The 24162-nt window shown below is 68.8% G+C and carries 17 protein-coding genes and 1 tRNA gene; 11 read left to right on the top strand and 7 right to left on the bottom strand.

What is annotated here, in order from left to right:
* Positions 1-182 precede the first annotated feature (182 nt).
* The 5 genes from gltB (at position 183) to pyk (ending at position 11941) form a co-directional block, all read left to right on the top strand.
* Complete coding sequence (gene gltB, locus AB0F17_RS09145) at positions 183-4691, top strand: glutamate synthase large subunit (protein ID WP_358018728.1); 4509 nt, start codon at positions 183-185, stop codon at positions 4689-4691.
* Positions 4692-4705: 14 nt separating this feature from the next.
* Positions 4706-6175 carry a glutamate synthase subunit beta gene (locus AB0F17_RS09140; protein ID WP_358018725.1) on the top strand — a complete coding sequence of 490 codons (1470 nt, stop codon included), beginning with the start codon at positions 4706-4708 and terminating at the stop codon, positions 6173-6175.
* Between the two features lie 2177 nt (positions 6176-8352).
* A complete protein-coding gene (locus tag AB0F17_RS09135) occupies positions 8353-10131 on the top strand; it encodes a S8 family serine peptidase (RefSeq protein ID WP_358018722.1) in 1779 nt (592 codons plus the stop codon).
* Positions 10128-10478 (top strand): DUF2784 domain-containing protein, encoded by a 351-nt coding sequence (locus AB0F17_RS09130; protein ID WP_358018719.1) that lies wholly within the window; start codon positions 10128-10130, stop codon positions 10476-10478. The genes AB0F17_RS09135 and AB0F17_RS09130 overlap by 4 nt, the downstream gene beginning before the upstream one ends.
* A gap of 35 nt (positions 10479-10513) precedes the next feature.
* On the top strand, positions 10514-11941 hold the full coding sequence (pyk, locus tag AB0F17_RS09125; protein ID WP_358018716.1) for a pyruvate kinase: 1428 nt from the start codon (positions 10514-10516) through the stop codon (positions 11939-11941).
* Positions 11942-12326: 385 nt separating this feature from the next.
* Here pyk and dapD read toward each other — a convergent pair whose 3' ends face one another.
* Positions 12327-13289, bottom strand: a complete 963-nt coding sequence (gene dapD, locus AB0F17_RS09120) for a 2,3,4,5-tetrahydropyridine-2,6-dicarboxylate N-succinyltransferase (protein WP_358018713.1) — start codon at positions 13287-13289, stop codon at positions 12327-12329.
* Between the two features lie 226 nt (positions 13290-13515).
* Positions 13516-14313: a LysR family substrate-binding domain-containing protein gene (locus tag AB0F17_RS09115; protein ID WP_358018710.1), complete on the bottom strand. Its 798-nt coding sequence runs from the start codon at positions 14311-14313 to the stop codon at positions 13516-13518.
* Here AB0F17_RS09115 and AB0F17_RS09110 point away from each other — a divergent pair.
* Entirely contained in the window at positions 14239-14814 is a 576-nt protein-coding gene (locus tag AB0F17_RS09110) for an SDR family NAD(P)-dependent oxidoreductase (protein WP_358018707.1), read from the top strand. The genes AB0F17_RS09115 and AB0F17_RS09110 overlap by 75 nt on opposite strands.
* Positions 14808-15404 (top strand): TIGR03086 family metal-binding protein, encoded by a 597-nt coding sequence (locus tag AB0F17_RS09105; protein ID WP_358018704.1) that lies wholly within the window; start codon positions 14808-14810, stop codon positions 15402-15404. Before AB0F17_RS09110 ends, AB0F17_RS09105 begins: the two co-directional genes overlap by 7 nt.
* Before the next feature lie 537 nt (positions 15405-15941).
* On the opposite strand, the gene AB0F17_RS09100 is transcribed toward AB0F17_RS09105, so the two are convergent.
* A tRNA-Leu gene (locus tag AB0F17_RS09100) sits at positions 15942-16015 on the bottom strand.
* Between the two features lie 116 nt (positions 16016-16131).
* Here AB0F17_RS09100 and AB0F17_RS09095 point away from each other — a divergent pair.
* The 3 genes from AB0F17_RS09095 to AB0F17_RS09085 all read left to right on the top strand — a co-directional run bounded on the left by AB0F17_RS09095 (position 16132) and on the right by AB0F17_RS09085 (position 19556).
* The gene (locus tag AB0F17_RS09095) at positions 16132-16716 is read left to right on the top strand and encodes a response regulator (protein WP_308016122.1); all 585 of its coding nucleotides are present in this window, start codon (positions 16132-16134) and stop codon (positions 16714-16716) included.
* Between the two features lie 149 nt (positions 16717-16865).
* Complete coding sequence (locus tag AB0F17_RS09090; protein WP_358018701.1) at positions 16866-18155, top strand: ABC transporter substrate-binding protein; 1290 nt, start codon at positions 16866-16868, stop codon at positions 18153-18155.
* A 120-nt stretch (positions 18156-18275) separates the two neighbouring features.
* Positions 18276-19556 (top strand): ABC transporter substrate-binding protein, encoded by a 1281-nt coding sequence (locus AB0F17_RS09085; RefSeq protein ID WP_358018698.1) that lies wholly within the window; start codon positions 18276-18278, stop codon positions 19554-19556.
* A 3-nt stretch (positions 19557-19559) separates the two neighbouring features.
* Here AB0F17_RS09085 and AB0F17_RS09080 read toward each other — a convergent pair whose 3' ends face one another.
* Positions 19560-20420, bottom strand: a complete 861-nt coding sequence (locus AB0F17_RS09080; RefSeq protein ID WP_358018695.1) for a hypothetical protein — start codon at positions 20418-20420, stop codon at positions 19560-19562.
* Positions 20421-20766: 346 nt separating this feature from the next.
* On the opposite strand from AB0F17_RS09080, the gene AB0F17_RS09075 reads away from it, so the two are divergent.
* Complete coding sequence (locus tag AB0F17_RS09075; protein WP_358018692.1) at positions 20767-21903, top strand: ABC transporter substrate-binding protein; 1137 nt, start codon at positions 20767-20769, stop codon at positions 21901-21903.
* A gap of 59 nt (positions 21904-21962) precedes the next feature.
* Here the strand turns inward: AB0F17_RS09075 and AB0F17_RS09070 are convergent, their stop codons facing one another.
* The 3 genes from AB0F17_RS09070 to AB0F17_RS09060 form a co-directional block, all read right to left on the bottom strand.
* Positions 21963-22361 (bottom strand): hypothetical protein, encoded by a 399-nt coding sequence (locus AB0F17_RS09070; protein ID WP_358018689.1) that lies wholly within the window; start codon positions 22359-22361, stop codon positions 21963-21965.
* A gap of 62 nt (positions 22362-22423) precedes the next feature.
* Positions 22424-23179 (bottom strand): ABC transporter ATP-binding protein, encoded by a 756-nt coding sequence (locus AB0F17_RS09065; protein WP_308168430.1) that lies wholly within the window; start codon positions 23177-23179, stop codon positions 22424-22426.
* A gap of 50 nt (positions 23180-23229) precedes the next feature.
* Positions 23230-24150, bottom strand: a complete 921-nt coding sequence (locus AB0F17_RS09060) for an ABC transporter ATP-binding protein (protein WP_358019299.1) — start codon at positions 24148-24150, stop codon at positions 23230-23232.
* Positions 24151-24162 lie beyond the last annotated feature (12 nt).

Raw genomic sequence — 24162 nt, 5'->3', positions numbered from 1 at the left:
CACCGGTCCGGCGTTTGGGACATAGCAGTCCGGATGTCGGGATTGTCGCCAATGTTCGCAATGCGGACCAGGCGGGAACTATTCCGGCAGGGTGTTGTAATCTCTACGCACACGCAGCAGGGCCAACGTCGTCCCCGCCTGTAGAGCAGTTCTTGACAGACGATGACGACGGGAGGGATTCAATGCCTGCTGCCCACCTCGGGTTCCCCGAGCCCCAGGGCCTTTACCACCCCGCCAACGAGCATGATGCCTGCGGTGTCGCCATGGTGGCCGACGTCGCCGGCCGCCGCGGGCACGGGATCGTGGTGAAGGCGCTGACGGCGCTGTGCAATCTAGATCACCGGGGGGCCAAGGGTAGCGAGCCTGACACAGGCGACGGAGCCGGGATCTTGACCCAGATCCCGGACACCTTCTTTCGCACGAACGTTGGCTTCGCGCTGCCCGGGGCCGGCCACTACGCGGTCGGCATGGCCTTCCTGCCGTTCGACGGCGAGGCGCGCGACATCGCCTTCCGCATGATCGAGGAGATCGCCGCCGAGGAAGGCCTGAACGTGCTGGGCTGGCGCGAGGTGCCGGTCGACCGTGCGCTGCCCGGGCCGAGCGCCAGGGCCGTCATGCCGCACTTCACGCAGCTGTTCGTGGCGAGCCCCAACGGTGAGTCGGGGCTGGAGCTGGACCGGCTGGCCTACTGCCTGCGCAAGCGGGCCGAGCACGAGGTGGACGTCTACTTCCCCTCGCTGAGCGCCCGGACGATCGTGTACAAGGGCATGCTCACCCCCGACCAGGTCGAGCCGTTCTTCCCCGACCTGTCGGACGAGCGTTACGAGACCGCGATCGCGCTGGTGCACTCGCGCTTCTCCACCAACACCTTCCCGAGCTGGCCGCTGGCCCACCCGTACCGTTACGTCGCCCACAACGGCGAGATCAACACGGTCAAGGGCAACCGCAACTGGATGCGGGCCCGCGAGGCGATGCTCGAATCCGCCCAGATCCCGGGCGACATGTCGCGACTTTTCCCGATCTGCGACCCAGACGGCAGCGACACCGCATCCTTCGACGAGGCCCTGGAGCTGCTGCACATCGGCGGCCGGAGCCTGCCCCACGCCGTGCTGATGATGATCCCCGAGGCGTGGGAGAACCACACCGAGATGGACGCCTCGCGGCGGGCCTTCTACGAGTTCCACTCCTCGATGATGGAGGCGTGGGACGGCCCCGCGTCGATCACCTTCACCGACGGCACGCTGGCCGGCGCGGTGCTCGACCGCAACGGCCTGCGCCCGGGCCGCTTCTGGGTGACCGCCGACGGCCTGGTCGTGCTGGCCTCCGAGGCGGGCGTGCTCGACTTCAAGCCCGAGGACGTCGTGCGCAAGGGCCGCCTGCAGCCCGGCCGCATGTTCCTCATCGACACCGCCCGCGGCAAGATCATCGAGGACGACGAGATCAAGGCCGAGCTCGCGGCCGCCCTGCCGTACGAGGACTGGCTGCACGCCGGCCTGGTCCGCTTCGAGGAGCTGCCGGCGCGGCAGCGGGAGATCCCCACGCACGAGGCGCTCGTCAAGCGGCAGCAGACCTTCGGCTACACCGAGGAAGAGCTGCGCATCATCCTGTCGCCGATGGCCAGGGTCGGCGCCGAGCCGATCGGTTCGATGGGCACCGACACGCCCGTCGCGGTGCTCAGCGAGAAGCCCAGGCTGCTGTTCGACTACTTCACACAGCTGTTCGCGCAGGTCACGAACCCGCCGCTGGACGCCATCCGCGAGGAACTGGTGACCTCGCTGGCCAGCGTGCTCGGGCCTGAGGGCAACCTGCTCGACCCCGGGCCCACGTCGTGCCGTCAGCTCGTCCTGCCGTACCCGGTGATCGACAACGACGAGATCGCCAAGATCATCCACATCAACGACGAGCACGACCTGCCCGGCTTCGACCCGCACGTGATCTCCGGCCTCTACGAGGTGTCGGGCGGCGGCGCGGCGCTGCTGCACCGGCTGGAGGAGATCCGCGCCGAGGCGTCGGAGGCGATCGCCAACGGCGCCCGCATCATCGTGCTGTCGGACCGCGGCTCGTCCGACACGCTGGCGCCGATCCCGTCGCTGCTGCTGACGGGAGCGGTCCACCACCACCTGATCCAGGAGAAGACCCGCACCAAGATCGGTCTCGTCGTCGAGACCGGCGAGGCGCGCGAGTGCCACCACATGGCGCTGCTCATCGGCTACGGCGCGGGCGCGGTCAACCCGTACCTGGCCATCGAGACCGTCGAGGACCTGGTCGACACCGGGGCGCTCAAGGTCGACAAGCGCAAGGCCGTACGGAACCTGATCAAGGCCTACGGCAAGGGCGTCATCAAGGTGATGTCCAAGATGGGCGTCTCCACCGTCGCCTCCTACACCGGTGCGCAGATCTTCGAGGCGCTCGGCCTGAGCCAGGAGGTCGTCGACGCCTGCTTCATCGGCACCACCTCGCGGCTCGGCGGCGTCGGCTTCGACGTGCTGGCCGAAGAGGCCGCCCGGCGGCACGCGCACGCCTACCCCAGGGTGGCGAACGCGCACCGCGGGCTCAAGATCGGCGGCGAGTACCAGTGGCGGCGCGAGGGCGAGCCGCACCTGTTCAACCCCGAGACGGTCTTCAAGCTGCAGCATGCCACCCGCACGCGCCGCTACGAGATCTTCAAGGAGTACACGGGCCTGGTGGACTCGCAGGCCGAGCGGCTGATGACGCTGCGGGGGCTGTTCAAGCTGAAGGAAGGGCGGACCCCGGTCCCGATCGACGAGGTCGAGCCGGTCTCCGAGATCGTCAAGCGGTTCTCCACCGGCGCCATGTCGTACGGCTCGATCTCGATGGAGGCGCACGAGACGCTCGCCATCGCGATGAACCGGCTGGGCGGCAAGTCCAACACCGGCGAGGGCGGCGAGGACCCGGAGCGCCTGCACGACGCGACCCGGCGCAGCGCCATCAAGCAGGTGGCGTCGGGCCGGTTCGGCGTGACGAGCGAATACCTGGTCAACGCCGCGGACCTGCAGATCAAGATGGCCCAGGGCGCCAAGCCCGGTGAGGGCGGCCAGCTGCCCGGCCACAAGGTCTACCCGTGGATCGCCAAGACCCGGCACTCCACGCCCGGCGTCGGCCTCATCTCGCCGCCGCCGCACCACGACATCTACTCGATCGAGGACCTGGCCCAGCTCATCCACGACCTGAAGAACTCCAACCCCGAGTCGCGCGTGCACGTCAAGCTCGTGGCCGAGGTCGGGGTCGGCACAGTCGCGGCGGGCGTGTCCAAGGCGCACGCCGACGTGGTGCTCATCTCCGGGCACGACGGCGGCACCGGCGCCTCGCCGCTCACGTCGCTGAAGCACGCGGGCGCGCCGTGGGAGCTCGGCCTGGCGGAGACGCAGCAGACGCTGCTGCTCAACGGGCTGCGCGACCGCATCGTGGTGCAGGTGGACGGCCAGCTCAAGACCGGCCGCGACGTGGTCATCGCGGCGCTGCTCGGCGCCGAGGAGTACGGTTTCGCCACCGCGCCGCTGGTCGTGTCCGGCTGCGTGATGATGCGGGTCTGCCACCTCGACACCTGCCCGGTGGGCGTCGCCACGCAGAACCCCGAGCTGCGCAGGCGCTTCACCGGCAAGCCCGAGTTCGTGGTGAACTTCTTCGAGTTCATCGCCGAGGAGATCCGCGAATACCTCGCCGAGCTGGGCTTCCGCTCGCTCGACGAGGCGATCGGGCATGTCGAGCTGCTCGACATGACGGCCGCCGAGAACCACTGGAAGGCCGGCGGCCTCGACCTGTCGCCGATTCTGCACCAGCCCGAGCTGCCCGCGGGCACCCCGCTGCGCCGCACGGTGCGGCAGGACCACGGGCTGGAGCACGCGCTCGACAACACGCTGATCCAGCTCGCCGAAGGCGCCCTGAACAACGGCGCCCCGGTCACGCTGGAACTGCCGATCCGCAACGTGAACCGGACCGTCGGCACCATGCTCGGCTACCAGGTCACCAAGCGGTACGGCGGCGCGGGCCTGCCCGAGAACACGATCGACATCGGCTTCACCGGCTCGGCGGGCAACTCCTTCGGGGCGTTCCTGCCGCGTGGCATCACGCTGCGGCTGACCGGCGACGCCAACGACTACCTGGGCAAGGGCCTTTCCGGCGGGCGCATCACGCTGCGGCCGCACGAGGAGGCACCGCTCGACGGTCACATCATCTCCGGCAACGTCGCCTTCTACGGCGCCACGTCCGGGGAGGCGTTCATCCGCGGCGTCGTCGGCGAGCGCTTCTGCGTCCGCAACTCCGGCGCCACCGCGGTCGTCGAAGGCGTCGGCGACCACGGCTGCGAGTACATGACCGGCGGCAAGGCGGTCGTCCTCGGCCCGACGGGACGCAACTTCGCGGCGGGCATGTCCGGCGGCATCGCCTACCTGCTCGACCTCAACCTGGAGCGGGTCAACCGCGAGATGGTCGCCATCGAGGAGCTCACCGAAGAGGACGGCGAGTTCCTGCGCGAGACGGTCGAGAAGCACTTCGCCGAGACGGGCTCGCCGATCGCCAAGGAGCTGCTCGCCGACTGGCACGCGGCGCTCGCCCGGTTCGGCAAGATCATGCCGACCGACTACAAGCGGGCCATGGCGGCGGCCGAGGCCGCCCGCATCGAAGGCAGGGACATCGACGAGGCGGTCATGGCCGCCGCGGTTCAGGGTTAAGGGAGGCGTAACCGATGGCTGACCCCAAGGGTTTTCTCACGCACGACCGGGAGCTGCCCGAGCGCCGCCCCGTCGACGTCCGCATCGGCGACTGGCGGGAGGTCTACCAGGACTTCTCCCAGGACAAGCTGACCAAGCAGGCGGCTCGCTGCATGGACTGCGGCATCCCGTTCTGCCACAACGGGTGCCCGCTCGGGAACCTCATCCCCGAGTGGAACGACCTCGTCTACCGCACCGACTGGCGGGAGGCGATCGAGCGGCTGCACGCCACGAACAACTTCCCGGAGTTCACCGGCCGGCTCTGCCCGGCTCCGTGTGAGGCGGCGTGCGTGCTCGGCATCAACTCCGACCCGGTGGCGATCAAGCGGGTCGAGGTCGAGATCATCGACCGCGCGTTCGACGAGGGCTGGGTGACCCCGCAGCCGGCCTTGGTGAAGACGGGCAAGAAGGTCGCGGTCGTCGGTTCGGGTCCCGCCGGGCTGGCCGCGGCCCAGCAGCTCACCAGGGCGGGCCACGACGTGGTGGTGTTCGAGCGCGCGGACCGCATCGGCGGCCTGCTGCGTTACGGCATCCCCGAGTTCAAGATGGAGAAGCGCCACATCGAGCGGCGCCTGGACCAGATGCGGGCCGAGGGCACCGAGTTCCGCACCGGCGTGAACGTCGGCGTCGACATCACGGCGGCGCAGCTACGTGCGGAGTTCGACGCGGTGGTGCTGGCGGGCGGGGCCACGCAGTGGCGCGACCTGTCGATCACCGGGCGCGAGCTGGGCGGCGTCTACCAGGCGATGGAGTACCTGCCCCTGTCGAACAAGGTGCAGGAGGGCGACCTCGCCGAGGCCCCGATCTCGGCCAAGGGCAAGCACGTCGTGGTCATCGGCGGCGGCGACACCGGGGCCGACTGCATCGGCACCGCGATCCGGCAGGGGGCCGAGTCGGTCACCCAGCTGGAGATCATGCCGCGGCCGCCCGTCCTCCGGGCCGGCGGCCAGCCGTGGCCGACGTTCCCCATCCTGTTCAAGATGGAGAGTGCGCACGAGGAGCTGGAGGATGGCGGGGGCGCGCGGGTGTACGCGGTCTCGACGACCGAGTTCGTCGGCGACGAGTCCGGAAATATCCGCGCATTGCGGCTGGTCGAGGTCGAGGGGCCGCAGCACGGCTTCAAGCCGATCCCGGGCACCGAGCGGGAGATCCCGGCCGAGCTCGTCACGCTCTCGATGGGCTTCCTCGGCCCGGAGAAGGGCGCGCTGCTGGAGGACCTCGCTGTGGAGGGCTTCTACGACGCCCGGGGCAATGTGGCTCGCGACAAGACGTACATGTCCAAGGTCGAGGGGGTGTTCGTGGCCGGTGACATGGGCCGCGGGCAGTCGCTGATCGTCTGGGCGATCGCCGAAGGCCGCGCGGCCGCCTCCGGAGTGGACCGGTTCCTCTCCGGCGAGACCTCGCTGCCGTACCCGATCCTCCCGACGGCGCGGCCACTCGTCTGATCCGTCCGTTCTACCGCGTTTCCAGAAGCGCCCGTCCGGCTCGCCCGGGCGGGCGCTTCTGATCCGCCCGTTCCACCGCGTCCGTTTCCGAAGCGCCTGTCCGGCTTGCCCGGACGGGCGCCTTCCTTTTCTCTTGTACGGCCAGCCCGGTGGGCCCCACCCGCCACACGTGGCCGGGCTCCGTCCAGGGGCACGCTCCTGCGGTTTACGGGGCTGGGCGCCGTGACGTGCGTACTTCTTGACCTGGGCCGCCCCCTCCGGGACCAGGCGGACAGGGGAGGATCAGCGCCGTCGGGTCGCCCAACAGCGCCGCCGCCGCGACCCCGAGCCGCTTTGTCCCGAGGCGAGAACGTGCTCGCTCGCCTGACGCCTTTCTGGCCCGACCACCTTGTCGACCCAGTGGTCCAGTGGATCGCCCCGGTCGCGAGGCAGCTCAGGGCTTGCCAGCCCTTCTTCGAAACCGGGCGATGTCCCTCGATCGTTGACTGCGCGCCGCGCCGTACGGGCCGGTGAGTCGCGACCGACGGCTGGCTTGCTTGGCCGAGCCGACCCAACGGGAGACGGAGGTGAAGAGGCGCTCGTCATGGAGCTGATGTGGCAGCCCGAAGACTTCGTGGAACTGTTCAAACGGCCCCTGCCGACGAGCAGATCCTGCAGTCCGCTGAAAGCGGTCGTCAGGAGATCGGAGTGCGGCTTCAGCCGATATGGGCGGCCATGCAGCCCTTCATGGAGTTGCCGAACGTGGCCGCCCCCAAATGCGCCGTCGATCAGCCGAAGGTCATGGACACGATCATTGACGCCATCAAACTACGGTCCGGCACCACAAGCGGGCGCACGCGCGGCTGCTCGTCATCGCCTCGTTCGGCGGGACGATCTCCGCCATCCAGGAGTCACTGGAGACGGGCGCGTCCGTCGAAGACCTGCTCGACGAGGCTTCATGCTGCTCGAACACGGACTCTGACCTTTGTGGAACGCGGCGACCGGGGTGGCACCCCCGATCGCCGCCGATTCCTCCTGCCCTCGCGAAAGAAGCAAGGAGTCACTTCATGTTAAGTGAAGCGCGGAGGCCTGGTCCCTCAGAACCGAGAGGAAGCGTTGCCACTCTTTTCGAAAACAGTAGGGAAAGTCTCGGTCGCGTTCGGTAATGCGTGCGGTGGGTGAGGGATCAGTGACAGGAGGTGCGCGAGGGCGATCCGCCGCTCCGCCACCAAACGGCACGGCCTGCCCACGATCGTGCAACTGCGGGCTCACGCCGACACCGGCTCAGGCCGTGTCGCTGGCCGCGGCGGTGCTGTTGTGTAATCAGGCGGCCACCGTCGTCTCCCGCCTGGCCTGGCAGCACCGCGCGTTCGCTGTGGTGGAACTGCATCGGCTGGCCTACTACGCGGTGCGGGGGCAGGTGGCCGGGCTGGGCGCGCAGGCGGCGGTGCGGGCGATCGCCCGGGTCGTCGGCGCGTACGCCAACCGGCAGGCCAGCAAGAAACGGGCTCACATCTTCCGCCCGCGCGGCGCTGTCCCTTATGACGCCCGGCTGATGAGCTTCAATCGTGACGCCCGTACCGTGTCGCTGTGGACGCCCACCGGCCGCGTCACCGTCCCCTTCACCGGCCGACCAGAAGACCTCAAAGCCGTGGACGCGCTACCGGTGGGCGAGGCCGACCTGATCTGCCGGCGCGGGGTGTGGCTGCTGCAGGTCACCCTCACCCTGCCAAACCGGCGGTACGCGAGCCGGACCACGGCTTCGTCGGGGTGGATCAAGGGGTGGCCAACCTGGCGGTCACCTTCGCACGTAGCATTGGCGGAGCGAGTCTCGGTGCTGGGCGCCGTGTTCAGCGGCCGGTTGGGGGCGGGGCAGGCGTCGGTCACGCCCGGGGCCATCCAGGCCCGGCCCGAGGCGGCGTGGCGCGCCACTCAGGTCGCGTTCTCGGGGGCGGTCACCGGGGTGTTCGCCTGGCTGGTGCCGATCCTGCTGCTCGGCGCGGGGCTGCTCGTGGCGCTCAAGAACGTTCGCCTGACTCGACCCGCTTCACAGAGCTGGCCAATTTTGCCCCACAAAGACCGAAATTTTGCGACAAAGTTGCATCGGGCGACGGGTGTCGGGAAGATGCAGTTTCTTGGGTGGCGCGGTGGATGGGGGAACAATGAGGCGATTCGCCTCGGGTCTAACGGCCTTGGCCGTGGCAGTCTCGCTCGCGTCCTGCGCGGCTCCCGCAGCTCCCAAGGCGGGGCCGTATACGGGGTCGGACAAGGAGTACCTCGTCTTCTATGCCGACGGGCGGGCGCGTGCGGCGCTCGCCGCCGTCGAGCGCGCGGGCGGCCACATCGTCACCACCGACACCAAGCTCGGCTATGTCCTGGCCAAGGGCGGTGGCGACGCGTTCGTCGACGCCCTCGGCTCGGACCAGGCCATCGTCGGCGTCACGACCGACCGCGAAATCGGCTTCGCACCCACGCTCGCCTCCAGTGCCCAGAGCACAGCGGGCGTGGACACGTCCGATGCCCAGAGCGCAGCGGCCGTGGGCGCGTCCGGCGCCCGGAGCACGGCGGGCGCGCTCGTTTCCGGTAACGGCAGCGCGACGGGCGCGTCCGCTGACCACACCATGACGGGCGCGGGCGCGCTCGCGTCCGGTGTCCGGGCGTCGCTGGTGCCGCGGGCGTTCCCCGACCTGTCGGCCATGAGGGGCGTCGCGGGAGAGCCGCTCGCCGGCCGCCAGTGGGACATGAAGATGATCGGCGCCGACCGCGCCAACAAGAAGGCGCCCGGCACCAAGAAGGTGCTCGTCGGCGTCATCGACACCGGCATCGACGGCAAGCACCCCGACATAGCCCCGAACTTCAACCGCGCCCTCAGCCGCAACTTCGTCACCGACAAGCCGAACGACGAGAACGGCGACACCCTCGACGGCCCCTGCGAGGTGGCGAGCTGCAAGGACCCGGTCGACGAGGACGACGAGGGCCATGGCACCCACGTGGCCAGCACGATCGGCTCCCCGCTGAACCACATCGGCATCGCGGGCGTGGCGCCGGGTGTGCAGCTGGTCAACATCAGGGCGGGGCAGGACTCCGGGTTCTTCTTCCTCAAGCCCAGCCTCGACGCGCTCACGTACGCGGCCGACATCGGCGTGGACGTGGTGAACATGAGCTACTACGTCGACCCGTGGCTGTTCAACTGCGCCCACAACAAGGCCGACAGCAAGAAGCAGCAGCTGCAGCAGCGCGCGATCATCACCGGCATGCAGCGGGCACTCGACTACGCCCGCAAGAAGGGCGTCACGCTCATCTCCGCGCTCGGCAACGGCTCGACCGACCTGGGCAGGCCCAAGGTCGACACGAGCAGCCCCGGCTACCCGCGCGGCGACGAGAAGACCCGCAAGGTCGACAACTCCTGCATCAACGTGCCCGCCGAGTCCAAGGGCGTCATCTCGGTCTCCGCGGTGGGCCCGTCCGGCCGCAAGGCCAGTTACAGCGACTACGGGATCGAGCAGAACGACCTGGCCGCACCCGGCGGCGACGCGACGGACGGCAAGGGCTCCTCGGCCAGCAGGTCGATCCTGGCCGCCGCCCCCGAGTCCGTGCTCCGCCGTACCGGGATGATCGACAAGTCGGGCAAGCCGAAGAGCAGCGCGGTCGTCCGTTCCTGCACCGGCGGGAGCTGCTCCTACTACCAGTACCTCGACGGCACCTCGATGGCCTCCCCGCACGCGACCGGTGTCGCCGCGATCCTGATCAGCCGCTTCGGCAAGCCCGGCAAGGGCGGCCTGACGCTCTCCCCGGCCACGGTCCAGAAGCTCCTGTACAAGACCGCCGACCGTAAGGCGTGCCCGTCACCCCGTACGTACACCTACGAGGTCTTCGGCGAGAGCGACAAGCAGACCTGCCAGGGCGGCAAGTCCAAGAACGGGTTCTACGGTCACGGCATCGTCGACGCCTGGAAGGCGGCTACCGTCAGACCATGATGTATCGCCTCATCGCGGATGCCGCGATGGTGGTGCACTTCGCCTTCCTGGCCTACATGGCCGTGGGCGGGTATGTCGCGTGGCGCTGGCGGCGCACGATCTGGGCCCATCTCGCGGTCGTGGCCTGGGGCCTGTTCTCACTGGCCACAGGTGTAGAGTGCCCGCTTACAGTCGTAGAGGATTGGGGGCGCCGCAGCGCCGGCCTCCAGGGCCTCCCACCCACCGGCTTCATCGACCACTACATCGAAGGCGTGATCTACCCGGAGGAATACGCGAACTTGGCGCGCCTGGGGGTTGCCATTCTCGTGTTGTTCTCCTACGTCGGGTACGTTCTGCGTCGTCAATGACAGCCAAGTGGTCTGTACCAATTAAGGTAGGACTCGTGACTCGTCGCGCGAAAATAGTCTGCACACTAGGTCCCGCCACATCCTCCCCTGAACGCCTGCGCGAGCTGATCGCCGCCGGCATGGACGTGGCCCGGTTCAACCTCAGTCATGGTGATCATGACATGCACCGAGAGGTATACGACCGCGTCAGGGAGGTGGCGGCCGACCTCGGCCGCGGTGTAGGCGTGCTCGCCGACCTGCAAGGCCCCAAGATCCGCGTCGGCAGGTTCGAGGAAGGCCCGGTCCGGCTCGGCTTCGGCGACGTCTTCACGATCACCACCGAAGACGTGCCGGGTGACCGCGAGCAGGTCTCGACCACCTACAAGGGCCTGCCGGGCGACGTACGCCCCGGTGACACCATCCTGGTCGACGACGGCCGCCTCGTCCTGGAGGCCACCACCGTCGAGGCCGACCGCGTCATCACGCGGGTCGTCATCGGTGGCATGATCTCCGACAACAAGGGCCTCAACCTGCCGGGCATCAACGTCAGCGCACCGGCGCTCACCGACAAGGACGAGGCCGACCTGCGCTGGGCACTGCGCACCGGCTTCGACATGATCGCCCTGTCCTTCGTCCGCCGCCCGTCCGACGCCGACGTGGTGCGCAACATCATGGAGCAGGAGGCCGTCCGGCTCCCGCTGCTCGCCAAGATCGAGAAGCCGCAGGCGGTCGACCGCCTGCCCGAGATCGTCGAGGCGTTCGACGGCATCATGGTCGCCCGTGGTGACCTGGGCGTCGAGCTGCCGCTGGAGCAGGTGCCGATCGTCCAGCGGCGCATCATCACGCTCTGCCGCGAGAAGGCCCGCCCGGTCATCGTCGCCACGCAGATGCTCGACTCGATGATGAGCGCGCCCCGCCCCACCCGCGCCGAGGCGTCCGACGTCGCCTACGCGGTCATGGACGGCGCCGACGCGGTCATGCTCTCGGGCGAGACCTCGGTGGGCACCTATCCCATCGAGTCGGTCTCCACCATGGACCGCATCGCCCGCGCGGCGGAGGAGCACTCGCTGCACGCCACCCACTCCCTGGAGCGCCTGCCGGAGACGACGGGCGGCGCCATCGCCCGCGCCGCCGCCGAGGTGGGTGCGATCGTCGGCGCCAAGGCGCTGATCGCGTTCACCATGTCCGGCGAGACGGCCCGCCGCCTGGCCCGCTACCGCTCACCGATCCCGCTGCTGGCCTTCACCTCGGCGCCGCACGTGCGGGGGCAGCTGTCGCTGACGTGGGGGGTGGAGACGTTCCACGTGCCGTTCGTCCATCACACGGACGACATGGTGCGCCAGGTGGAGGCGTCGCTGCTGACGCTGGGCCGCCTGGAGAAGGGCGACAAGGTAGTGATCGTGGCAGGCTCCCCTCCCGGCACCCCGGGCTCCACCAACGCCCTCCGCGTCCACACCATCGGATCAGCGGTCTCTCACCACTGATTTGGGCAAAACCTTTTAAGGCTATTTTTTACGGCCAGCACGGGAAGACCCACCCTGGGCGATCGGCTGAGGGCCCTCCAGGGAAACGCTCCTCCGCCTCACCGGCTTGCCGCCGCGACGTGCGCATTCTTGGCCGTCTCCGTGGGCAGTGCGTGCCGGTGGGTGGGCGGATCGCGGCGCCGGGTGGGGTGCGCACGTCATGGTGTCCGGATCTGTCCGCTGGGGAGTGCGCCGGTCGACCACACGGAAGCCATGGCCGACCATGCGCACGTCACGGCGGCCAGCCGTCTCCACCGGAGGAGCGTGTCCCTGGACAGGGCTCAGCCCTGTGCGGGGGGTGGGGCTCACCGGGCCGGCCGTAACAGATCTTGAGCTTGTAGATCGGTCAGTTCGCGTGGAGTGAGGCGTTGAGTTCGACGGGGCCGCCCGCGCGGGGAGCGGCTTCCACCGCGCCCGTCTGGGAGTTGCGGCGGAACAGGAGGCCGTTCGTGCCGGACAGGGACTTGGCCTTGACGGTGCGGCCGTCCGGGAGGGCGACCTTGGTGCCGGCCGTGATGTAGAGGCCGGCCTCCACCACGCAGTCGTCGCCCAGCGAGATGCCGACGCCCGCGTTCGCGCCCAGCAGGCAGCGTTCGCCGATGGAGATGACCTCCTTGCCGCCGCCCGAGAGCGTGCCCATGATCGAGGCGCCGCCGCCCACGTCGGAGCCGTCGCCGACGAGCACGCCCGCCGAGACGCGGCCCTCGACCATCGAGGCGCCCAGCGTGCCGGCGTTGAAGTTCACGAAGCCCTCGTGCATCACCGTGGTGCCGGTGGCCAGGTGCGCGCCGAGGCGTACCCGGTCGGCGTCGGCGATCCGCACGCCCGTCGGCAGCACGTAGTCGACCATCCGCGGGAACTTGTCCACCCCATACACCGTCACCGCGCCCCTGGCCCGCAACCTCAGCCTGGCCTGCTCGAACCCCTCCACCGGACACGGTCCGAAGTTGGTCCACACGACGTTCGCCAGCAGGGAGAACAGGTTGTCGAGGCTCAGCCCGTGCGGCCTGACCAGGCGGGCGGAGAGCAGGTGCAGCCTGAGGTAGGCGTCGTGCGCGTCCGCCGGCGGCTCGGAGAGCTTGGCGATGCCGGTGCGCACGGCCACCACCTCGACGCCCCTGGCCGGGTCGGGCCCCACCAGCGAGGCCAGCTCACCGGCCTCCTCGGCGGAAAGCCGCTCGGTGCCCGTCACGGGCGGGTCGCCCAGCTGCGGGGCGGGGAACCAGGTGTCAAGTACGGTGCCGTCAGTGGCGATGGTCGCGAGCCCGATGGCGTGCGCGCCGGTCACGGTGGGATCGATAGCTGTCACAGGCACAAACTATCGTCATCCAGACTGCCCCCTGAGCCCCGAGCCCTCCGTGTCACAGACGGCCCGCCGGGGCACGGGCGCGCCGCCCGGCCCTCACCCGTCCATCGAACGGCATCCCACATGTCACGCGCGCCCTATTCGGTGATGTGGTGCTCGGCTACGGCTCGCGCGTGCCTGTGGTCGGTCATGTGGTCCTCGGCTGCGGATCGCGGGTGCCGGTGGCCGGTCACCTGGTCTGCGGCTCGAACGCAGGCCGCCGTGCCACATCTCCGGCTGCGACGTCCGCGGCGGTGCGGACGAAGGCGGCCAGGGCGGGGGAGCGGGTCTGTTCGGGCCAGGCCAGGACGACCGTGGTGGGGGCGGCGTCGACGACGGGGACGCAGGCCAGATCGCGGCGCACCTGCTCCTTGACCGATTCGGGGACGACGACGATCAGCCTGCCGAGGGCGACGAGCTGCATGAGCTGAGCGGCATCACCCGCCCGCAGCCCCGAAGCGACGTGCGGCTCGAACGCGCCCGCCGACTTGGACACGACGTGCGACTCGGAGACGCGAGGCCCGGACGCTTGTCGCTTGGAGGCGTGGGACTCAGAGGCGCGCGGATCGGGCCAGCGTGGGGTTGGCTCGGCGTCCAGGTCGGCGAGGTGGACGAATGGCCGCGCCGCCAGCGGGTGCCGGGCCGGCACGACGGCTACCCCACCCTCCACCAGCAGCGGCTCCGTGTCGAACCCCGTCAGGTCCTCCCAGGGGCTGTGCAGGAACGCCACGTCCGCCGTGCCGTCACGCAGCAGCCGGGCCCGCTCCGCCACCCCGCACAGCACCACCTCCACCGGCAGGGCATCCGGGCACTCCTGGTAGGCGGCCAGGATGTCCGGGAGCAGCGCGCCGTCGCCGCCCGGCTTCAGGGCTACGACGAGCCGCGGCTCGGTCAGCCCGGCCCTGCGGGTGCGGTGTTCGTCCTCGATGTCACCGACCCAGCCGCCATCGAGGCGGCCGCTGCCCACGTAGCCGACCGCTACGGACACCTGGACGTGCTCGTCAACAACGCCGGTATCTCCGGTCACCAAGCCGGCGAGGCGCCCAGCACCACCCGGCCCGAGCTGGTGCGCGAGGTGTTCGAGACGAACGTCGTCGGCGTGCTCATGGTGACGAACGCGTTCCTGCCCCTGCTCAGGCGCGCACCCGCCGCCCGCATCGTGAACGTCTCCAGCGGTGTCGGCTCCCTGACCCACCACACGACCCCGGATCACTACATGTCGAGACTCCTGGCCTCGGCCGTGTATCCACCGTCCAAGACGGCGCTCAACGCGCTGACGATCCAGTACGCCAAGGAGCTCCGCAAGGACGGCATCCTGATTAACGCCGCGGCCCCCGGAGGCTGCGCCACGGACTTCACCAAGGATCTCGGGCTGCACATCACTCGTACGGCGGCCGACGGGGCAGCCATTATCGTCAGATTGGCCACCCTCGGTCCTGATGGGCCGACGGGCGGATTCTTCGACGACGACGGGACAACGCCTTGGTAGACCTCATTGAACTCAACCGGCGATCTGTGCGGGCGACCGTGGACCTGGTGGCGACCATCAAGCCCGGCGACCTGGACCGGCCGACGCCGTGCGACGGCTGGGCGGTGCGCGATCTGCTCGCCCACCAGATCGTGCAGAACCATGGCTTCGCCTTCGCCGCCTCGGGGGAGCGGTCCGGGCTGGACATGTGGGAGCCGCGGCCGGTGGGGGACGACCCGGTGGAGGAGTACGCGGCGTCGGCGCGAGCGGTGATGGACGCCTTCGCCGAGGAGGGCGTGCTTGATCGTCGGTTCTACCTGCCCGAGATCCGTGACGGTGGTCCGTTCCCCGCGAAGCTGGTGATCGGGTTTCACTTCATCGACTGCGTGGTGCATGACTGGGACTTCGCCAAAGCGCTGGGAGTCCCCGCGAACGTGGACGAAGACCTGGCCGAGGCCGCGCTGCCACTGGCCGCCCAGGTGCCCGACACGCCTGCGACGCGTGGCGAGGGCAGGGCGTTCGTGACCGGGGTGGCGGCGGCGAACGACGCTCCGGCCCTGGACCGGGTGGTGGCACTCCTCGGCCGCTCACCGGCCTGGTCGCCGAGCTGAGACCGTTCGTCGAGCCGGTCACGGCGCTGAGGCCGTTCCCTGGACAGGTTGTCGCGCTGACGCTGCCCACCGGACGGGGCGTCGCGCTGAGGCCCTTTCACCGGCTGGGCGCCGTTAGTGGTGGTCATCCGGAAATATCTACCTAAATCAGAGGCGAGGAGTACGACGGCCGACGCTCTACCGGATAGACGGCGAGGTGGTCGCCGCGCTCGTCTCTGCGGACGGCAGACGACAGACGACGGACGACGGACGACAGGCGTCTGGCGACGGGCGACGGGCGACGGGCGACGGGCGTCTGGCCGCCTACGCGGACGACGTACTGCTGGACGGGGTCGAGGCCGCACGGCAGGGAGCACCGCGCGATCTGGCCCGTGCGGCGGTCGAGCGCGAGAGGGACGTCTGCCGCTGGCTACGTTGCCGAGGAGTGTCTCTGAGGGCGTCCATGAGCTGGTCGCAAAAGCCCGGAGCTATGACGGCCGGAACGCGGCACCCCGGAGATGCCACCGCCCGGTCGCGGAGACCGGGCGGGTGATCAGGTGCCCCGGGTGGGACTCGAACCCACACTGTGCGGGTTTTGAATCCGCTTCCTCTGCCAATTGGGATACCGGGGCGAGGATCCGGAAATATCCGGATCCGTCCTTATCGCACGGCGAAAGGGTAACCGAAATCCACGGCCACCCACCACCGGCGTCGCTCTAATCTAGCGGACATCGGTACTCTCTTGCTCGTGAGTACGCAGCGGCGAGTGGTGATCGCGGAAGATGAGGCACTGATCCGCCTCGACCTCAAGGAGATGCTCGAGGAGGACGGCTACATCGTCGCGGGCGAGGCCGGTGACGGCGAGCGGGCGATCCAGCTCGCCACCGAGCTGAGGCCCGACCTGGTGATTCTCGACGTCAAGATGCCCGTCCTCGACGGCATCTCGGCGGCCGAGCGGATCGTGGCCGAGCGGATCGCCCCGTGCCTCATCCTGACCGCCTTCTCCCAGCGGGACCTGGTCGAGCGGGCCAGGGACGCGGGGGCCATGGCCTACCTGGTCAAGCCGTTCACCAAGGCGGACCTGGTGCCCGCGATCGAGATGGCGGTCAGCAGGCACGAGGAGATGGTGGCGCTGGCCGCGGAGGTGTCGAGCCTGTCCGACAGGCTGGAGACCCGGAAGCTGGTGGAGCGGGCCAAGGGGCAGTTGATGTCCGCGCACGGCTGGAGCGAGCCGCAGGCGTTCCGGTGGATCCAGAAGGCGTCGATGGATCGCCGGTTGAGCATGCGCGAGGTTGCCCAGATCGTTATAGACGACACGGCGGAGCGTGGCTGAGGGGCGGTATATCACCGGATTTGCCCCCGTGGGTTGTGGCGCGATTACGAGTGGGCATCCAACCGGCCTCGGTCTCCTTGGCCCGAGGCGTCCCGGTCGCATGCTGATGGGCGGACAGAAGATCCGCTCATCTGGACGGAGACGCTTCGATGATCCGCATTTCCCGGGCGCTGGCCGCCGCCACCGCGGCGGGCCTGGCGCTGGCGGCCTGTTCCAGCGGGGGCACCACCGCCGCGCCGACCTCCGCGGGGACGGCCACCGTTCAGCCCACAGGGCAGACCGCCAAGGGTGACGGCACGCTGACCATCGGCTCGGTGCTGCCGCAGACGGGGTCGCTGGCCTATCTCGGGCCGCCCGAGTACGCCGGCGTCGACCTGGCCGTCAAGGAGATCAACGACGCCGGAGGGGTGCTGGGCAAGCAGGTGGTCAAGATCCACACCGACTCGGGCGACACCACCACGAACATCGCCTCGCAGTCGGTGGACAAGCTGCTCGCGCAGAAGGCCGACGCCATCATCGGCGCCGCGTCGAGCTCGGTGTCGGAGTCGATCATCGACAAGATCACGCGGGCGGGGGTCGTGCAGTTCTCGCCGGCCAACACCTCCGACACGTTCACCACGATCAAGGACGACGGGCTCTACTTCCGCACGGCCCCGCCGGACAAGCTACAGGGGCGGGTCCTGGGTGACCTGGTGGTGGCCGACGGCGACGACACGGTCGGCATCCTGGCCATGCAGGACTCCTACGGCACCGGTCTGGCCGACCAGGTCACGCAGACCGCCGAGGCGGGAGGCGCCAAGGTGGTCCAGCGCGTGGACTACGACCCGAAGGCGGCTGAGTTCTCCGCCGATGTGGCCAAGATCAAGGCGGCGAACCCCAAGGGCATCGTGCTCATCGGCTTCGACGAGACCGCCAAGGTCGTGGCGGAGCTCGTCAAGCAGGGGCTGACGACGGACAAGTACAAGTGGTACATGGTCGACGGCAACATGTCGAACACCAACTACCTGAAGATGCCCAAGGGCACGCTGAAGGGCGTCAAGGGCACCATCCCCGGAGCGGCGGCGCCCGAGGCGTTCCAGAAGCGGCTCCTGGCCGTCAACCCGAAGCTGACCAACTACACCTACGCCGCGGAGTCGTACGACGCGGCGATCCTGATCGCGCTGGCCGCCGAGGCGGCCAAGGACGACGCGGGCACGGCGATCGGGGCCAAGCTCGTGGACGTCAGCAAGGGCGGCGAGAAGTGCAAGGACTTCAAGTCCTGCGACGAGCTGCTCAAGGCCGGCAAGGACATCGACTACGACGGCGTGAGCGGCCCGGTCGACTTCAACGACGCCGGTGACCCGTCGGTCGCGACGATCGGCGTCTACCAGTACGGCGCCGACAACAAGTACAACGCCGCCAAGGCGCTCGAATATCGCAAGGGCGACATCTCCGGGTGACGCCTCCGCAGTGACGGCCCCCGATCCGAGGATCGGGGGCCGTCGGCGATTGGGGCATTACAAATGGGTAGAAAAGGCTTGTAAGAATTCCATATCTCCTCCCTGGTAAGGGGGAGTCTCATGATGCGCACGCGCCTGCTGGCGGTGGCGGCCGTCTCGAGCCTGGCCTTGACGGCGGCTTGCGGTGGCGGCGGTGAAACAGGGGCCAAGGGGACCACGTCGGCCGTGGCGACCGCGCCGGCGGCCAAGGGTGACGGCACGCTGACCATCGGCACGCTGCTGCCGCAGACGGGGTCGCTGGCCTTCCTCGGGCCGCCCGACTTCGCGGGGGTCGACCTGGCCGTGAAGGAGATCAACGACGCCGGCGGGGTGCTCGGCAAGCCGGTGAAGAAGATCGATACGGACTCGGGCGACACGACGACGAACATCGCCTCGCAGTCGGTGGACAAGCTGCTCGCGCAGAATGTGGACGCCATCATCGGCGCGGCCTCGTCCTCGGTGTCGGAGTCGGTGATCGACAAGATCACGGGTGCCGGGGTGGTCCAGTTCTCGCCGGCCAACACCTCGGACAAGTTCACCACGATCAAGGACAACGGCCTGTATTTCCGCACGGCCCCGCCGGACAAGCTGCAGGGCCGGGTGCTCGGTGATCTGGTCGTCGCCGACGGCAACGACACGGTCGGCATCCTGGCCATGCAGGACTCCTACGGCTCGGGCCTGGCCGACCAGGTCACCAAGACCGTGGAGGAGGCCGGCGCCTCGGTGGTGGCGCGGGTGGACTACGACCCGAAGGCCGCGGAGTTCTCCGCGGACGTGGCCAAGATCAAGGCGGCGAACCCGAAGGCGGTCGTGCTGATCGGCTTCGAGGAGGGCGCCAAGGTCATCGCCGAGCTGGTCAAGCAGGGGCTCACGAGCGACAAGGTCAAGTGGTACATGGTCGACGGCAACATGTCGAACAGCAACTACCTGAGGATGCCCAAGGGCACGCTGAAGGGCGTCAAGGGCACCATTCCCGGTGCCGCGGCGCCCGACGACTTCGTCAAGAGGCTGCTGGCGATCGATCCGAAGCTGACCAACTTCACCTATGCCGCCGAGTCGTACGACGCGGCGATCCTGATCGCGCTGGCCGCCGAGGCGGCCAAGAACGACAGCGGCCGGGCGATCGCGGCCAAGCTGCCCGATGTGAGCGAGGGCGGGGAGAAGTGCAAGAGCTTCAAGACCTGCGTCGCGCTGCTCAAGGCCGGAAAGAACATCGACTACGACGGCGTCAGCGGTCCGGTCGAGTTCAACGCCGCCGGTGACCCGTCGGTCGCCACGATCGGCATCTACCAGTACGGCGACGACAACAAGTACAACGCCTCGAAGGCGCTGGAGTACCGCACCGGCAAGATCGAGGGCTGAGGCTCAGCCGCCCAGACCGCACGTCTTGAGCGCATAGGCGGTCAGCCGCTCCTGCAGCGGCTTGGGGGGCACGACGATGACCACGCGCTCCTCGCCGCCGTCGATGGTGGCCCGCACCGGGAACAGGAACGCCTTCTTGCCCTCGGCGAACGCGTGCGGGTCGCAGCGGCCGGGGGTGAGTTCGAGTGCCACTTCGGCCCGCTGCGCCCCGGCGTCCAGGGTCGCCAGCGGTCTGCTCTTCTTGACGGGGGTGGCGATGTAGTGGGTGGTGCCGCCCACGTCCTGAACGGCCACCACGCCGGTGCTGCGCCGGGTCAGGACGAGAGTGCCGCGCATCACCTTGCCGACCTGTGTCCAGTCGGCGCCGAACTCGATGTCGGCCGCCTCCTTGATCAGGAACGCGGAGCACTCGTCGCGCAGCAGCCTGGTCAGCAGCGGGTCCGGGTGCGGCACCTTGAAGACCACTCTGCGCAGCGGCTCGGACCCGGTGCGCAGGTGGGCCACGACCGTGGCCGGCTGCAGCGTCGGCAGGCCCTTGGGCGAGCAGTTGGCCGCGCCGTAGGGGATCTGGAGGTCGGTGCGCGGGGTTCGCTTGAGGAGCGCGTCGGCCCGTTTGGGCGGGAGCGTCGTGAAGGACGGCGTGACCAGTTGAACGTCGGAGAAATAGACCGGAGTGTCGGTCGCGTTGCGCACCGCCACCTCGATAGCGTGCACGGGCTCGTCTGAGCGCCACTGGGCCAGCGAGACGGACACACCCGCAGGTGGGTCGGGTGGCGGCGTGGCGGGCGCCTCAGAGGCGCCACAGGCCGTCAGAAGGCCAGTTGGGAGCACCGCCACGAGCAGGAAGGCCGCAATGCGCTTCACCCGTTGAACATTAGGCGTGATCCTCCGTCTCTCGTAAGTTGAGGAGTGATTACGACTCCGCATCCAAGTGCCGACAGTTCTTCGTGGCGTCTGTTGAACTGGCCTTTTGTTCTGTAGCTTTCCGTCATTCGTTCGGGAACGTCGGCGGTGCTGACCTGACCCGGCCTGGAGATGAAGGAGACACTCCATGATCCGCATTGCTCCCGCAGGACGGGTGCTGGCTGTCGTGGCTGCCACGAGCTTGGCCCTGACAGCCTGCGGTGGTGGCGGCGACACCGCTACACCAGCCTCCTCTTCGGCTGCGCCATCAAGTGCGGCTGCTCCGGCAGCGAAAGGCGACGGCACCTTGACCGTCGGCACGCTGCTGCCGCAGACCGGTTCGCTTGCCTTCCTCGGCCCGCCCGAGTTCGCCGGTGTTGACGCCGCGATCAAGGAAATCAACGAAGCCGGCGGCGTGCTTGGCAAGCCGGTCACCAAATATGACACCGACTCCGGTGACACCACCACGAACATCGCTTCGCAGTCGGTGGACAAGCTGCTCGCGCAGAAGGCCGACGCCATCATCGGTGCCGCGTCCTCGTCCGTGTCGGAGTCCGTGATCGACAAGATCACCGGCGCTGGTGTGGTCCACTTCTCGCCGGCCAACACCTCCGACAAGTTCACCACGATCAAGGACAACGGCCTCTACTTCCGTACGGCTCCGCCGGACAAGCTGCAGGGCCGCGTGCTGGGCGACCTGATCATCGCCGACGGCAGTGACACGGTCGGCATCCTGGCCATGCAGGACTCCTACGGCACCGGCCTGGCCGACCAGGTGGCCAAGACCGTCACCGACGGTGGCGCCGAGGTCGTCGAGCGCGTGGACTACGACCCGAAGGCCGCCGACTTCTCCGCCGACGTCGCGAAGCTCAAGGCGAAGAACCCGAAGGCCATCGTGCTGATCGGCTTCGAGGAGACCGCCAAGGTCATCCAGGAGCTGATCAAGCAGGGTCTGCCGGCCACCAAGCACAAGTGGTACATGGTCGACGGCAACACCTCCAACACCAACTACGTCAAGATGCCCAAGGGCACTCTGAAGGGCGTCAAGGGCACCATCCCCGGTGCCGCCGCTCCTGACGACTTCAAGGGCAAGCTCACGGCGGTCAACCCCAAGCTGGAGGACTTCAGCTACGCGCCTGAGTCCTACGACGCCATGAACCTGATCGCGCTGGCCGCCGAGGCCGCCAAGAGCGACGCGGGCGTGGACATCGGCGCCAAGCTGGCCGAGGTCAGCAAGGGCGGCGAGAAGTGCAACAACTTCAAGTCGTGCGCCGACCTGCTCAAGGCCGGCAAGGACATCGACTACGACGGCGTGAGCGGTCCGGTCGAGTTCAACGACGCCGGTGACCCGGCCGTGGCCACCATCGGCATCTACGAGTACGGCGCGGACAACAAGTACCCGACCAAGGCGCTCGAGTACCGCACCGGCAACATCGCCGGCTAGTCCATAAGACACACAGACACATCTGAGGGGCCCGGTCCACTGGATCGGGCCCCTTCGGCTTATTCGCAGCCCGCTGTGATCTCGTCCGCGGCGACCCGGTACTCCTTCAGCAGCTTCACCTGGCGCTCGCGCGGGACATCGGCCCTGGACAGGCCCGCGGTGGTGGACTCGACCGTGTGCACGGCCGTACCCAGTGACTGGGGCAGGCGCTCACCGAACTGGAGCGTGATGCCGCGCACCTCCGCGAGGCGGCCGAGCACCGCGTCCTCGAAGTACTGGGTGTCCTCCTGCCCCTTCGGTTTCAGCATGAGGCCCGCGTAGCCGATCGCGGAGACCACGCGCGCGCAGGGGTCGTCCGTGGGGTCTCCGCCGGTGCTGTACCTACCGGCCGAGGCGGCCGTGTGCTGGCAGCCGACGAGGATGGGCAGCAGGAGCGCGATGGTCGCAAGACGTCTCACAGCGCTCATTAAAGAACGGCGAAGGGGCTCCTGGGGAGCCCCTTCGCCGTTCTGGAATCTTTCTAGGCCTTCGCCAGGGTGCCGAGATAGAGCTCGATCACCTTGGGGTCGTTGGCCAACTGGCGGCCGGTGCCGGTGTAGGCGTTGCGGCCCTGGTCGAGGACGTAGCCGCGGTGGCAGATCTGCAGGCAGCGCCGGGCGTTCTGCTCGACCATGATGACGGTGACGCCCGCCTTGTTGATCTGCTGGGCCTGGATGAACACCAGGTCCTGCAGCATGGGCGACAGGCCCGCCGACGGCTCGTCCAGCAGCAGCACGGACGGCTCGGTCATGAGCGCCCTGGCCATCGCCACCATCTGGCGCTCGCCGCCCGACAGTGAGCCGGCCCGCTGCTTGCGCCGCTCCTTGAGCGCCGGGAACAGCTCGGCGACGAACTCGAAGCGCTCCTTGAACTTGCCGGGCACCTGGAAGGCGCCCATCTCAAGGTTCTCCTCGATGGTGAGGCTGGGGAAGACGTTGTTGGTCTGCGGGACGTAACCGACCCCGCGGGAGACCAGCGAGTGCGCCTTCATGTTCGTGATGTCCTCACCCTTCAGCACCACCGTGCCGCTGCGGATGTTGACCAGCCCGAACATGGCCTTGAGCAGCGTCGACTTACCGGCGCCGTTGGGGCCGATGATGCCGATCAGCTCGCCCTCGCCGACGTAGAGGTCGGAGCCGTTGAGGATGTTGACGCCCGGCAGGTAGCCGGCGATGAGCTCGTCGCACCGCAGCACGGCGTTCTCGGCGCCCGCCAGGTGGGCGGCGCGGTCGGTGATCGCCGCCTTCGACTCGGGCGCGGAGCCGGGCGCGGACTCGGGGACGGCGTTCACTTCTGCGTCTCCTCTTCGATCTCGGCCTCCAGCGCCGCCTCCGCCTGGTGCAGCTGCTCTTCGAGCTCGCTCTCCGACAGCGGCGCGTCGTGGTGGGCGCCCAGGTAGGCGTCGATGACGCGGGCGTCGGACATGATCGTGTCCGGTGGTCCCTCGGCGATGATGGCGCCCTGGGCCATGACGATCACCCAGTCGCTGATGTCGCGGACCATGTCCATGTCGTGCTCGACGAACAGCACGGTCATGCCCTGGTCGCGCAGGTCCTTGACGTGGCCGAGCAGGGACTGGGTGAGCGCCGGGTTGACGCCCGCCATCGGCTCGTCGAGCATGACCAGCTCGGGCTTGACCATGAGCGCGCGGGCCATCTCCAGCAGCTTGCGCTGGCCGCCGGACAGCGAGCCGGCGAAGTCCTCGCGCTTGGCGTCGAGCTTGAACCTGGCCAGCAGTTCCTCGGCCTGCTCGGTGATCGCGTCCTCCTGGGCGCGCCAGGCGCTGGGCACGAGCGCCCGCCAGAAGTTCTCGCCGCGCTGGTGCTGCGCGCCGAGTCGCATGTTCTCCAGCACCGTCAGCCTGGACAGCGCCTTGGTGAGCTGGAAGGTACGGACCATGCCGGCGCGGGCCACCCGGTGGGCGGGCACGCCGCTCATGCTCTGGCCGTTGAACGTCCACTTGCCGGCGTCAGCGGTGTCGAACCCGGTGAGCTGGTTGAAGAACGTGGTCTTGCCGGCGCCGTTGGGGCCGATCAGCGCGGTGATGGAGCCGCGCTGGATCTCGACGTGCGCCACCTCGACGGCGGTCAGGCCGCCGAATCGGCGCGTGACGCCGTCGACCACGAGGATCGGGTCGGGCTTCGGCACGCCGGGGTCGCGGGCCAGGTCCTTGAAGGCGGCAAGAGCAGCGGCCTTGCGGTCGGACATCGTGGTTTCAGC

Source organism: Nonomuraea sp. NPDC026600 (assembly GCF_040638335.1).
Classification (GTDB): domain Bacteria; phylum Actinomycetota; class Actinomycetes; order Streptosporangiales; family Streptosporangiaceae; genus Nonomuraea.
The sequence above is the reverse complement of the archived record's forward strand: the minus strand, read 5'-3'. Positions and strand labels throughout refer to the sequence as shown.